Genomic DNA, 13,547 nt, shown 5'->3' with positions numbered 1-13,547 from the left:
CCTACCCCTCGGACTCCCCGCGGATCAGGGCGAGCACGCCGTCCAGTTCGTCGGGCTTCACCAGAACGTCACGCGCCTTGGAGCCCTCGCTCGGTCCCACGATGCTGCGGGACTCCATGAGGTCCATGAGCCGGCCGGCCTTGGCGAAGCCGACCCGCAGCTTGCGCTGCAGCATGGAGGTCGACCCGAACTGGGTGGAGACGACCAGCTCGGCCGCCTGGCACAGCAGGTCGAGGTCGTCACCGATGTCCTCGTCGATCTCCTTCTTCTGCTTGCTGCCGACCGTGACGTCGTCGCGGAAGACCGGCGCCATCTGGTCCTTGCAGTGCTGCACGACGGCCGCGACCTCGGCCTCGGTGACGAACGCGCCCTGCATACGGGTGGGCTTGTTCGCCCCCATGGGCAGGAACAGACCGTCGCCCTTGCCGATCAGCTTCTCGGCCCCGGGCTGGTCGAGGATGACCCGGGAGTCGGCGAGCGAGGAGGTGGCGAAGGCCAGCCGGGAGGGCACGTTGGCCTTGATGAGACCGGTGACCACGTCGACCGACGGACGCTGGGTGGCGAGCACCAGGTGGATACCGGCCGCGCGCGCGAGCTGCGTGATGCGCACGATCGCGTCCTCGACGTCGCGCGGGGCCACCATCATCAGGTCGGCCAGCTCGTCCACGATCACCAGCAGGTACGGGTACGGCTGCAGCTCCCGCTCGCTGCCCTGGGGCGGCTTGGCCGTGCCCTCGCGCACCGCACGGTTGAAGTCGTCGATGTGCCGGTAGCCGTAGGCCGCGAGGTCGTCGTAGCGCAGGTCCATCTCGCGGACGACCCACTGCAGCGCCTCGGCGGCCCGCTTGGGGTTGGTGATGATCGGCGTGATCAGGTGCGGGATGCCCTCGTAGGCGGTCAGCTCGACCCGCTTGGGGTCGACCAGGATCATCCGGACGTCCTCCGGGGTCGCCCGCATCATGACCGAGGTGATGAGGCAGTTGATGCAGGACGACTTGCCCGAACCGGTGGCGCCGGCGACCAGCATGTGCGGCATCTTGGCCAGCGAGTGCATCACGTACCCGCCCTCGACGTCCTTGCCGAAGGCGACCAGCATCGGGTCGTCGTCCTCGGCGGACTCCGCGAGGCGCAGTACGTCGCCGAGGTTGACCATCTCGCGGTCGGTGTTCGGGATCTCGATGCCCACCGCGGACTTGCCGGGGATGGGGCTGATGATCCGCACGTCCGGGCTGGCGACGGCGTACGCGATGTTCTTGGTCAGCGCGGTGATCCGCTCGACCTTCACGGCGGGACCGAGCTCGACCTCGTAGCGGGTCACCGTCGGGCCGCGGGTGAAGCCGGTGACGGCCGCGTCGACCTTGAACTCGGTGAAGACCTGGGTGAGCGAGGCGACGACCGCGTCGTTCGCGGCGCTGCGCGCCTTGCCGGGGCCCCCGCGCGTGAGGAGGTCCAGCTTCGGCAGCGCGTAGGTGATGTCCCCGGAGAGCTGGAGCTGCTCCGCCCGCGGGGGCAGGTCGCGCAGCTCCTCGGGGGCCTTCTTGGTCAGGTCGGGGACGACCCCGGCCCTGGGTTTCTCCTGCTGGGGGCGCGCGGCCGGGACCGGCGAGGGCGCGGGTTCGGGGGCCGGCGCGGGCGCGGGCACCGGCGTGGTCTCCTGGCGGTCGCCGACGCTGACGCCCTGGGTGAGGTCGGCGACCAGCGGGGACGGCGGCATGCCGTGCAGCACCGCACCGTCGAGCGCCGCGGCGGCCTCGGCCGCGACGTCCACGGCGTCCATGTGGCGCTGCGGATCCGGCTGGGGCACCGCGGAGCGCCTGGGGCGGCCACGGCGCTGCGAGAGGGCCTCCTCCTCGGCGCCGTCGGGGTCGTAGGCCCGGGGGGCGGCCGAGCGCTTGCGGGGGCGCGCGGGCAGCGCCTCGCGCCACTGCTCGTCGTAGCGCGCGTCGTCCCCCGTGAACTCCTCGGCCTCGTAATCGTGCAGTACGCCCAGGCGCACGCCGAGCGCCCGCAGCCGCTGGGGGATGGCGTTGACCGGGGTGGCGGTCACCACGAGGAGACCGAAGATCGTCAGCAGCACCAGCAGGGGGACCGCGAGCATCTCGGTCATCGCGTACGTCAGCGGGGTGGCCGCCGCCCAGCCGATGAGGCCGCCGGCGTCCCTTATCGCCTGCATGCCGTCGCTGCGCGCGGGCGACCCGCAGGCGATGTGGACCTGGCCGAGCACGCCGATGACGAGCGCGGACAGGCCGATCACGATCCGGCCGTTGGCCTCCGGCTTCTCCGGGTGCCGGATGAAGCGCACGGCGATCACCGCGAGCAGTATCGGCACCAGCAGGTCGAGCCGGCCGAAGGCGCCCGTGACGAGGATCTCCACCAGATCGCCGACGGGGCCCTTCAGATCCGCCCAGGTTCCGGCGGCGACGATCAGCGCGACACCGAACAGCAGCAGCGCGACGCCGTCCTTGCGGTGGGCCGGATCGAGGTTCTTCGCGCCCTGCCCTATGCCGCGGAACAAGGCGCCGACAGCGTGCGCGCACCCAAGCCAGAGGGCGCGCACGAGCCGGTACACGCCCCCGGTGGGGTTCGGGGCCGGCTTGGGGGCCGCCTTCTTGGCCGGTGCCTTCTTCGCGGGCGTCTTCTTGGCAGGGGCCTTCTTCGCTGCGGCCTTCTTCGCCGGAGCCTTCGCGGGAGCAGCCGCCTTCTTCGCGGGCTGCTTCTTGGCTGCGGGGGGACGTGAGGCCATGGGTGTGAGATTACCGGGGGAGACGACAGCGGACACGTGTGCCCACAGCTTCACCCGTTCGTGTCGCCCTTGACGGGGCGCGGAACTGACGCACGCTCATGGACAACCGCCACCCGGGCGTACGTCAGTTCTGCGCCGGCACCGTCGAGCCGCCGGTGCCGGTACCCGGCTCCAGGGCGTCGAGCGCACGCCGCAACCCGGTGAGTTTGCGCTCCAGATGGGCCGCCGTGGCCACCGCGGCCGCGTCCGCCGAATCGTCGTCCAGCTGCTTGGACAGCGCCTCGGCCTGCTCCTCGACGGCTGCGAGCCGCGCGGACAGCTCGGCGAGCAGCCCGGCGGACTCCTTGCCGCCGACCCCGCCCTTGCCGCCGCCCTCCAACTGCAACCGCAGCAGTGCCGCCTGCTCGCGCAGCTGGCAGTTCTTCATGTACAGCTCGACGAACACCGACACCTTCGCGCGCAGCACCCACGGGTCGAACGGCTTGGAGATGTAGTCGACCGCACCCGCCGCGTAGCCGCGGAAGGTGTGGTGCGGGCCGTGGTTGATCGCCGTGAGGAAGATGATCGGGATGTCCCGGGTCCGCTCGCGCCGCTTGATGTGCGCGGCCGTCTCGAACCCGTCCATACCCGGCATCTGGACGTCCAGCAGAATGACCGCGAAATCGTCCGTGAGCAGTGCCTTGAGCGCTTCCTCCCCGCTCGATGCCCGCACCAGCGTCTGATCGAGCGCAGAGAGGATCGCCTCCAGCGCCAGCAGATTCTCCGGCCGGTCATCGACCAGGAGGATCTTGGCCTTCTACACCATGGCCCGCCCTCCTCGCCCCGGCGGTACACCGGGCGCCGCCCCAGGGGACGACTCCCTTTCGCCGCCCGTCCTTGTGCCGGTCATCGTAGCCGCACCCCGCCTGTCGCCACACCCTGTCACCGCGATGTCACTGTGCACGTACCGCAAACGCGGCGGGGGCCGGGATGGTTCCCGGAATCCCGCATTCCCATACGTTGCCAGCCACCTTAGGTCGTCCGTTCGCCGTCACCGCAAGTGGGCAACTCCCGACACACGCCGAGGGTTCCCCGGCCGTTCACATCACGGCGCGCCGATCGTGTCACTCCCCGCCCATCCACTGCTGCATCACGGCCAGCAGATGATCCGGGTCGACCGGCTTGGTGACGTAGTCGGAGGCACCGGACTCGATCGCCTTCTCCCGGTCGCCCTTCATCGCCTTCGCGGTCAGCGCGATGATCGGCAGTCCGGCGAACTGCGGCATCCTGCGGATCGCCGTGGTCGTCGCGTACCCGTCCATCTCCGGCATCATGATGTCCATCAGCACGACCGCCACGTCGTCGTGCTGCTCCAGCACCTCGATGCCCTCCCGGCCGTTCTCGGCGTACAGCACCGAGAGGCCGTGCTGCTCCAGGACGCTGGTCAGCGCGAACACGTTGCGGATGTCGTCGTCGACGATCAGGACCTTCTCGCCGCCGAACCGCACCCCGGGCGCGGCCTGCGGCGCACTCTCCGGCTCCGGGAGCGCCGTCCGGTACTCGGACCTCTGCTCACCCTGCGGCAGACTCCGCCGCCGGCGCCGGAAGAGCGCCGCGGGACCGTTCTGCGTCTCCTGGTACGACTTCACCTCGGCCGGGGTCTCGATCTCCACGGCGGACAGCTCCGAGGACCGCCCCGCCTCGGAGGCGAGCAGCTCGCCGGCCTCCAGCGGGGGCACGGACTGCTGGTAGCCCTGCGGCGGCAGTTCGCTCGGGTGCAGCGGCAGGTACAGCGTGAACGTCGAACCGCGGCCCGGCTCGCTCTGCGCGTGGATCTCACCGCCGAGCAGCTGCGCGATCTCCCGGGAGATCGACAGGCCGAGGCCGGTGCCGCCGTACTTCCGGCTGGTCGTGCCGTCCGCCTGCTTGAACGCCTCGAAGATCACCCGCATCTTGCTGGCGGCGATACCGATGCCGGTGTCCGTCACCGAGAACGCGATCAGCGGCGCGTCCGCGTTGGTCAGCGAACCGGCCTCCAGCAGCTGCTCCCGGATACCCAGCGGCACATCCGCGCCGGAGGGCCTGATCACCAGCTCCACCGACCCGGAGTCGGTGAACTTCACCGCGTTCGACAGCAGGTTGCGCAGCACCTGCAGCAGCCGCTGCTCGTCGGTGTGCAAGGTCGCCGGCAGCTCCGGGGAGACCCGTACGGACAGGTCCAGGCCCTTCTCCGCGGTCAGCGGCCGGAACGTGGCCTCCACGTAGTCCACGAGCTGCACGAGCGCGATACGCGTCGGAGAGACGTCCATCTTGCCCGCCTCGACCTTCGACAGGTCGAGGATGTCGTTGATCAGCTGCAGCAGGTCGGAACCGGCACCGTGGATGGTCTCGGCGAACTCCACCTGCTTGGGCGACAGGTTGCCCTCGGCGTTGTCGGCGAGCAGCTTCGCCAGGATCAGCAGCGAGTTGAGCGGCGTACGCAGCTCGTGCGACATGTTGGCGAGGAACTCGCTCTTGTAGCGCATCGACACCGCGAGCTGCTCGGCACGCTCCTCCAGGACCTGCCGGGCCTCCTCGATCTCGGTGTTCTTCACCTCGATGTCACGGTTCTGCCGGGCCAGCAGCTCGGCCTTCTCCTCGAGTTCGGCGTTGGAGGCCTGCAGCGCCTTCTGCCGGTTCTCCAACTCGGCCGAACGCTCGCGCAGTTGCTCCGTCAGCTCCTGCGACTGCTTGAGCAGCTGCTCGGTCTTGGTGTTGACCGAGATGGTGTTGACGCTCGTCGCGATCATCTCGGCGATCTGGTTGAGGAAGTCCTTCTGGATCTGCGTGAACGGCGTGAAGGAGGCCAGCTCGATCACACCGAGCACATTGCCCTCGAACAGCACCGGCAGCACGATCACCTGCGCCGGCGGAGCCTCGCCGAGCCCGGAGGAGATCCTCAGATACCCGCTGGGCGCGTTCTCCACCAGGATCGTGCGCTTCTCCTGCGCGGCCGTACCCACCAGCGCCTCACCCGGCCGGAACGACGTCGGCATGGAGCCCATCGAGTAGCCGTACGAACCGAGCATGCGCAGCTCGTAGTGGTCCTCGGCGTCGCCGCTCAGCTCCTGGCCCTCCATGAGGGACATCGCCACGAAGAACGCGCCGTGCTGCGCGGACACCACCGGCGTCAGCTCGCTCATGATCAGCGAGGCGACGTCCTCCAGGTCACGGCGCCCCTGCATCAGCGCGGAGATACGGGCGAGGTTGCCCTTGAGCCAGTCCTGCTCCTCGTTGGCGATCGTCGTGTCGCGCAGGTTGGCGATCATCTTGTTGATGTAGTCCTGCAGCTCCTGGATCTCGCCGGACGCGTCGACGTCGATCTTCAGGTTCAGATCACCGCGGGTCACCGCAGTCGCCACGCGCGCGATGGCACGCACCTGCCGGGTCAGGTTCCCGGCCATCTCGTTCACCGATTCGGTGAGGTCCCGCCAGGTGCCGTCGACGTCACGCACGCGTGCCTGACCGCCCAGCTGCCCCTCCGTGCCCACCTCACGGGCCACCCGCGTGACCTCCTCGGCGAAGCTGGACAGCTGGTCGACCATCGTGTTGATCGTCGTCTTCAGCTCAAGGATCTCGCCACGGGCGTCAATGTCGATCTTCTTCGTCAGGTCACCCTTGGCGATCGCCGTGGTGACCATGGCGATGTTGCGCACCTGACCGGTCAGGTTCGACGCCATCTGGTTCACCGACTCGGTGAGGTCCTTCCAGGTGCCGGCCACACCCGGCACATGCGCCTGACCGCCCAGGATGCCGTCCGTGCCCACCTCACGAGCCACCTTGGTGACCTGGTCGGCGAACGAGCTCAGCGTCTTCACCATCGTGTTGATCGTGTCGGCGAGCTGTGCCACCTCACCACGCGCCTCGATGGTGACCTGACGCGTCAGATCACCGTTGGCGACCGCCGCGGCCACCTGCGAGATGTTCCGCACCTGCATGGTCAGGTTGTTGGCCATCAGGTTGACGTTGTTGCTGAGGTCCTTCCAGATACCGGTGACCCCCGGCACGTGCGCCTGACCGCCCAGGATGCCCTCGGTGCCCACCTCACGGGCCACCCGGGTCACCTGTTCGGCGAAGCTCGACAGCTGATCAACCATCGTGTTGACCGTCGTGACGAGCTCAAGAATCTCGCCCTTCGCGTCAACCGTGATCTTCTTCGACAGGTCGCCCTTGGCGACCGCCGTCGTGACCTCGGCGATGTTGCGCACCTGGATCGTCAGGTTGTTCGCCATGAAGTTCACGGACTGCGTGAGGTCCTTCCAGGTACCGGAGACACCCTGCACCTCGGCCTGACCGCCGAGGATGCCCTCCGTACCCACCTCACGGGCCACCCGGGTGACCTCCTGGGCGAACGACGACAGCTGGTCCACCATCGTGTTCAGCGTGTTCTTCAGCTCCAGGATCTCCCCGCGCGCGTCCACGGTGATCTTCTGGGAGAGGTCACCGCGCGCCACCGCGGTGGCCACCTGCGCGATGTTGCGCACCTGCGCCGTCAGGTTGCCGGCCATGCCGTTCACGGAGTCCGTCAGGTCCCGCCACACCCCGGCCACACCGGGCACCTGCGCCTGACCGCCGAGCCGGCCCTCCGTACCCACGTCCCGCGCGACCCGCGTCACCTGGTCGGCGAAGGCGGACAGCTGATCAACCATCGTGTTGATCGTGTTCTTCAACTCAAGAATCTCGCCGCGCGCGTCAACGTCGATCTTCTGCGACAGGTCGCCGTTGGCCACCGCCGTCGTCACCTGGGCGATGTTGCGCACCTGGGACGTCAGGTTGCCGGCCATGAAGTTGACGGAGTCCGTCAGCTCCTTCCAGGTGCCCGACACGCCGTCCACCCGGGCCTGACCGCCGAGCCGGCCCTCCGTACCTACGTCCCTGGCCATCCGCGTGACCTGGTCGGCGAAGCTCGACAGCTGGTCCACCATCGTGTTCACGGTGTTCTTCAGCTGGAGCATCTCGCCGGACACGTCCACGGTGACCTTCTGGGACAGGTCGCCGTTGGCCACCGCCGTCGTCACCTGGGCGATGTTGCGCACCTGACCGGTGAGATTGCGGAACGCCGTGTTGACGGAGTCCGTCAGGTCCTTCCAGGCACCGGCCGCGCCCGGCACCTGCGCCTGGCCACCCAGCTCACCCTCGACACCGATCTCCCGCGCGACCCGCGTCACCTCGGCACCGAACGCCGACAGCTGGTCCACCATCCCGTTGACGGTGTTCTTCAGCTCCAGCATCTCGCCGGCCACGTCGACCGTGACCTTCTGCGACAGATCACCGCTGGCCACCGCAGTCGTCACCGTGGCGATGTCCCGCACCTGCGTGGTCAGGTTCCGGAACACCGTGTTGACGGAGTCCGTCAGGTCCTTCCACGTACCGGCCGCGCCCGGCACGTTCGCCTGGCCGCCCAGCCGCCCCTCCGCGCCGACCTCGTTCGCGACACGCGTGACCTCGTCCGCGAAGATCCGCAGTGTCTCGGTCATCTGGTTGATCGTCTCGGCGAGCTGCGCCACCTCGCCGCGCGCCGGAACCGTCACCTTCCGCGACAGATCACCGTTGGCGACAGCCGTCGTCACCTGTGAGATCCCACGCACCTGCGCGGTCAGGTTGCCCGCCATCGTGTTGACGGAGTCGGTCAGCTCCTTCCACACACCGGCCACACCCGGCACCTGCGCCTGACCGCCCAGGATGCCCTCGGTGCCCACCTCACGCGCCACCCGCGTGACCTCGGAGGAGAAGGACGACAGCTGCTCCACCATCGTGTTGACGGTGTTCTTCAGCTCCAGCATCTCGCCCGCGACATGCACGGTGACCTTGCGTGACAGGTCACCCCGTGCGACCGCCGTCGTCACCAGCGCGATGTCACGCACCTGTGCGGTGAGCCGGTTCGCCATGGTGTTGACGGACTCGGTCAGGTCCTTCCACGAACCCGACATACCGCGCAGCTGGGCCTGACCGCCGAGCTTGCCCTCGGTGCCGACCTCACTGGCCACGCGCGTGACCTCGTCCGTGAACGTCGACAACTGGTCGACCAGGTTGTTGACCGTCCGGCCGACCTTCAGGAACTCACCCCGCAGCGGATGACCCGTACCGTCGTCCGGAGCCTGCGTCCGCAGCTCCATACGCGGGGACAGATCACCCTCGGCGACCGCCGTGAGCACCCGGCCGACCTCCGAGACCGGCCAGACGAGATCGTCCACCAGCGCGTTGGAGGCGTCGATCGCGGACGCCCACGACCCCTCACAGGCCCCCGTCTCCAGCCGTTCCGTGAGCTTCCCCTCACGGCCCACCATGCGCCGCACCCGGGACAGCTCACCGGTCAGATGCAGATTCCGGTCGGCCACCTCGTTGAAGACGGCCGCGATCTCCGACATCACACCGTCCCCGGAGACGGTGAGCCGCTTGCGGAAGTTCCCGTCCCGCATCGAGACGAGAGCCGCCAGCAGCCGGTTCAGGGCAGCCGTGTCCACCTCGGTGGTGCCGCCGCGCCTGCCCAGGGACGGTCCGCCTTTCGCGCGCGTCTTCGTGCCACGCGTCGCCGCGCCAGACTCCACTGTGTCCCTCCCGGAGGGGTAGACCGTTACTGCTGTGCTCGGCCGCTTCGACCCGGCACACCGCTGATCGGCATACCGGTTACCTCCACGTACCCGTTACTGCTGCGTATTTCTGCCAGACGAGATCCGGCCACACCAGGGGCTGCTGCCCGTCGTACACGGAACACACGCAGCCCGCCCCGACCTTCGTCAGAAGCCTGCCCAGTGTTTCACCCTGCCCGAACCAGGCCATAACAGTTCGGCAGCTTCGCACATCGTCCGCACACCCTGGGGGGTAAACACCGGCGACCGGCATCCGCTCGGACGGCGAAGGTAAGTAACCTTGCATGCGGCTGTCCAGCCGCACCGGTCCGACCGGCCTGGGCGGTGGCACGAGCACGAGCGGGCATCGGAGGGGCGGCCGCAGACCATGACCACCGGAGTCATCCCCGGGGGACAGTCCCCGGAGCCACAGCCGACGGGCGCGCTGATGCCGCAACAGCGGAGCGAGCCGGCCGGCCACGCAGCCCTGCACGTAGACAACCGGCCGAGGAGTTCTGTGATCACCGCGCGCGCGGCCGCCACCTTCGAGCCCGTCGGGCGATCGGTCGCGACCGCCCGGTCCTTCGTCCGCGACACCCTCCAGGGCTGGGGATTCGCCGACATCGTCGACGACGCCGTCGTCCTCACCAGCGAACTCGTGACGAACGCCGTCGTCCACGCGGGCACACACGCGGACGTCCTGTGCCTGCGCACCGAGGACGGCGTGCGCATCGAGGTCTCCGACCGCTATCCCGAGCGCGAGGTCCCCCTCCAGAACACCGGCGCGCCCATGGGCAGCCCCGACCGCGAGGGCGGCCGCGGCCTCCAGCTGTGCGCCGCCCTGGCCACCCGCTGGGGCGTCGACTACACACCCACCCACAAGAACGTCTGGTTCCAGCTCAACCTCCCCGAACGCGCGGTAGGCACCCGATCCGCCGGCCCCTCCCTGCCCGCCGAGCTGCTCCCGCTGGCCGACGGCCGGGTCCGCGTCGCCGTCCTCCAGATCGACCGCAAGGGCGCCATCACCTCCTGGAACGAGGACGCCGAGGAACTCTTCGGCCACACGGCAGGCGAGGTCATCGGCCGGCCCCTCACCGAACTCGCGGCCTGGCCGCACACCCCCGGCACCAGCACCGGCGTGGCCGAGGCCCTGCAGCTCTCCCGCTGGGAGGGCAGCTACGGCATCCGCGGCGCCGACGGCCGCGTGGCCCCGGTCTACGCCTCCCACCTCAGGGTCCGCGACACCGGCGGCGAGCCCTCCACCGTCTGCCTCCTGGTCCGCGACCACGAACGCGCCGTTCTCCAGTCCCCGCCGCGCGTGCCCGCCACCGACCAGAACCAGCCGTCCGACGGCCAGAGCAGCGACCCCTTCGAGGTCTTCATCGGCTCCCCCGCCCCGGACGACCTCGACGGCCTCCTGCAGCGCACGGTGGAGCGCGCCCGCGACATGCTCGACGGCGACTCCGCGTTCCTGCTGCTGGCCACCGACGACGAGACCGAGCTGGAGGTCCGCGCCTCCACCGGCCTGCCCTCCGCCCGCCAGCGCTTCGCGCGCGTGCCCGTCGAGGCCGGCCCCGGCCGCTACGGCTCCGCGCGGATGCCGGCCGTCCACGACGACCTCACCTCCGTACCCGGGGCCGTACCCCTGCTCTCCGGCACCGGGATGCGCTCGGTCGTCACGGTCCCGCTGAAGGTCGAGGGCCGCCTCACCGGCTCGCTCGGCGTCGCGGCCGAGGCACCGGGCCGGTACTCCAACGAAGAGGCACTGCGGCTGCAGTTCGCCGCCGACCGCATCGCCCTGGCCGTCGAGTCGGCCCGCCTGGGCGAGCTGGAGCGGCTGCGCCGAGGCTCCCTGAGCTTCCTGGTGGAGGCCTCCGACCTGCTGGCCGGCACCCTGGACCGCGACCAGACGCTCGCCCTGATGGCCCAGATGACGGTCCCCACCCTGGCCACCTGGTGCGCCGTCTACACGATCGCCGACCAGGCCTCCGAGCCGTACCTCTCGTACGTCCTGCACGAGGACGAGGAACTCATCGACGGCATCAAGTCGCTGCTGTCGAAGATCTCGCCGCCGGATCCGGTGCCGACGCCCGGCGCCCGCGTGTGGCCCACCCCCGGCGAGGTGGCCCACCAGGCCGCCCTGCGCAGCTCGATGCGCAGCCTCGGCCTGGCCGGCGGTCCGACGCACCAGATCGCCGCCAGTATCGGTCCCACCCTCGCCACGGCCTCCGCGGTGGGCGGCGAGACCGTCGTGCTCCCCCTCGTCGCCCGCAACCGCGTCATCGGCATGCTGGTCCTCGGAAAGCCCACCGACGAACACTTCCGCCAGGAGATCCTGGAACTGGCCGAGGACCTGTCCCGCCGGGCCGCCCTCGCCCTGGACAACGCCCGCCTCTACTCGGAGCGCACGGCGATCAGCCAGGCCCTCCAGCGCAGCCTGCTCCCGCCGGGGACGCCGCACATCGACGGCGTCGAAGTAGAGGTCATCTACCGCGCGGCCGGCGAGGGCAACGAGGTCGGCGGCGACTTCTACGACCTCTTCCCGATCGGCAACGGCGCCTACGGCTTCGCGATCGGTGACGTCTGCGGTACGGGCCCGAACGCGGCGGCGGTCACCGGCCTCGCCCGGCACGCGCTGCGCCTGCTGGCCCGCGAGGGTCTCTCCGGGCCGGCGGTCCTGCAGCGCCTGAACTCCGCGATCCTCGACGAGGGCGACCGCAGCCGCTTCCTGACCCTCCTCTACGGCGAACTGCGCCTGCAGGAGGACGGCAGCGCCGAGCTCAAGGTGGTCTGCGCCGGGCATCCGCTGCCGCTGCGCCTGCGCCAGGACGGCACGGTGACGGCGGCCGCCGAACCGCAGCCGCTGCTGGGCGTGATCGAGGACCTGGAGCTGCACGAGGAGACCGTCACCCTCGATCCGGGCGATGTCCTGCTGTGCGTCACGGACGGCGTCACCGAACGCCGTGAGGGCACGCGCATGCTGGGCGACGACGGCCTCGCCGACGTCCTCACGACGTGCACGGGTCTGACGGCGGGCGCGGTCGCGGCTCGCATCATGCGCGCGGTGGAACGCTTCGCGTCGGACGCCCCGTCGGACGACATGGCGATCCTGGCGATGCGGGTCCCGGGAATCCACAAGGAAGCATGAGAAAGACCCCGCCCGGAAGGGCGGGGTCTTTTTTACTGAGCCCCCAAACGGAATCGAACCGTTGACCTTCTCCTTACCATGGAGACGCTCTGCCGACTGAGCTATAGGGGCCTGTCGTTTTCGAGGTTTCCCTCGCGGCGACGAAGAAACTGTACCCCGAACCGGCCCGGGTTCCCAAATGCGTTCCGGCACCCGCTCAGAAGGCAGGCTGGAGCAGGCCTCCCAGGGCATTGCACGCGGACGCGATCCGCTGCATCTCCCGCTTGGTGAGCGACGCGTCCACGGGCAGCGTCAGCGTCTCGTCGGCGGCCCGCTCGGTCTCCGGCAGGGACACGCACCGACGGAACTCCGGCAGCCGGTGCACGGGCGTCTTGACCGGCACCCGGCACTCAACTCCCTTGGCCCGCAAGGCCAGCGCGAAGGCGTCGCGGTCCGGCCGGCCGTTCCCCGGCACCCGTACGACGTACTGCTGATAGGTGTGCCCGTCACCCCCGTCCGGCTTCCGTACGCCCTTCAGCTTGGCGTCGAGATACGCGGCCCGCTCCCTGCGCTGCGCTATCTCGTCGTACGGCGCCTCGGACTCGCCCTGTTCCAGTACGAGCAGCCCATGCCGCTGCCCGAGCGCGTGCAGCCGCGCGAGGTCCGCCGACCGTCCGAAGCGGTGGACGACAACGACCGCGGCCGTACGCGGAGTTACGGCTGCCTCGACGGCGCCGGGGGCGAGGCAGTAGGTCACCGGGTCTATGTCGGCGAACACCGGGAGCGCGCCGGCCAGGGTCACGGCCTCGGCGACTTCGACGTTCCCGAAGGCCGGTACGACGACCTCGTCACCGACTCCGACACCGGCGGCCCTGAGCATCGCAGCAGTTCCCATGTGCTGGATGCTGGGGGTGCGACGTGAACGACACGTTAAGCAAAACGTAAAAAGGCCGGACCCTGAACCGAAGTTCAGGATCCGACCTTTTGTAAGAATTGTTCGGCGGCGTCCTACTCTCCCACAGGGTCCCCCCTGCAGTACCATCGGCGCTGTGAGGCTTAGCTTCCGGGTTCGGAATGTAACCGGGCGTTT

At 69.6% G+C, this 13,547-nt stretch carries 5 protein-coding genes, 1 tRNA gene and 1 rRNA gene; 1 reads left to right on the top strand and 6 read right to left on the bottom strand.

The genetic code is table 11. The annotated features are described in order from the left end of the window. Nucleotide 1: 1 nt before the first annotated feature. The 3 genes from IO33_RS0117020 to IO33_RS0117010 form a co-directional block, all read right to left on the bottom strand. Nucleotides 2–2,743 (bottom strand): DNA translocase FtsK, encoded by a 2,742-nt coding sequence (locus tag IO33_RS0117020; RefSeq protein WP_031165583.1) that lies wholly within the window; start codon nucleotides 2,741–2,743, stop codon nucleotides 2–4. Between the two features lie 124 nt (nucleotides 2,744–2,867). Then, the gene (locus IO33_RS44240; protein WP_245235831.1) at nucleotides 2,868–3,530 is read right to left on the bottom strand and encodes a response regulator; all 663 of its coding nucleotides are present in this window, start codon (nucleotides 3,528–3,530) and stop codon (nucleotides 2,868–2,870) included. 316 nt (nucleotides 3,531–3,846) lie between these two features. Further along, the gene (locus tag IO33_RS0117010; RefSeq protein ID WP_107069330.1) at nucleotides 3,847–9,309 is read right to left on the bottom strand and encodes a HAMP domain-containing protein; all 5,463 of its coding nucleotides are present in this window, start codon (nucleotides 9,307–9,309) and stop codon (nucleotides 3,847–3,849) included. 409 nt (nucleotides 9,310–9,718) lie between these two features. On the opposite strand from IO33_RS0117010, the gene IO33_RS0117005 reads away from it, so the two are divergent. Beyond that, nucleotides 9,719–12,478 (top strand): SpoIIE family protein phosphatase, encoded by a 2,760-nt coding sequence (locus tag IO33_RS0117005; protein WP_037685581.1) that lies wholly within the window; start codon nucleotides 9,719–9,721, stop codon nucleotides 12,476–12,478. 38 nt (nucleotides 12,479–12,516) lie between these two features. On the opposite strand, the gene IO33_RS0117000 is transcribed toward IO33_RS0117005, so the two are convergent. The 3 genes from IO33_RS0117000 to rrf form a co-directional block, all read right to left on the bottom strand. Then, nucleotides 12,517–12,589: transfer RNA gene (locus IO33_RS0117000), tRNA-Thr, on the bottom strand. A gap of 85 nt (nucleotides 12,590–12,674) precedes the next feature. Further along, nucleotides 12,675–13,337 (bottom strand): DegT/DnrJ/EryC1/StrS family aminotransferase, encoded by a 663-nt coding sequence (locus IO33_RS0116995; RefSeq protein WP_031165578.1) that lies wholly within the window; start codon nucleotides 13,335–13,337, stop codon nucleotides 12,675–12,677. A 115-nt stretch (nucleotides 13,338–13,452) separates the two neighbouring features. Further along, nucleotides 13,453–13,547 (bottom strand): 5S ribosomal RNA (rrf, locus tag IO33_RS45950); the annotation flags it as partial.

Source organism: Streptomyces durhamensis (assembly GCF_000725475.1).
GTDB classification, from domain to species: Bacteria; Actinomycetota; Actinomycetes; order Streptomycetales; family Streptomycetaceae; genus Streptomyces; species Streptomyces filipinensis.
Note: the sequence above shows the minus strand (reverse complement) of the source record. Positions and strands in the feature narration are given on the sequence as shown.

Excerpts from the sequence above, each read along its gene's own strand:
- IO33_RS0117020 (WP_031165583.1), bottom strand. The coding sequence starts at position 2,743 with ATGGCCTCACGTCCCCCCGCAGCCAAGAAGCAGCCCGCGAAGAAGGCG.
- IO33_RS0117005 (WP_037685581.1), top strand. The coding sequence starts at position 9,719 with ATGACCACCGGAGTCATCCCCGGGGGACAGTCCCCGGAGCCACAGCCG.
- IO33_RS0116995 (WP_031165578.1), bottom strand. The coding sequence starts at position 13,337 with ATGCTCAGGGCCGCCGGTGTCGGAGTCGGTGACGAGGTCGTCGTACCG.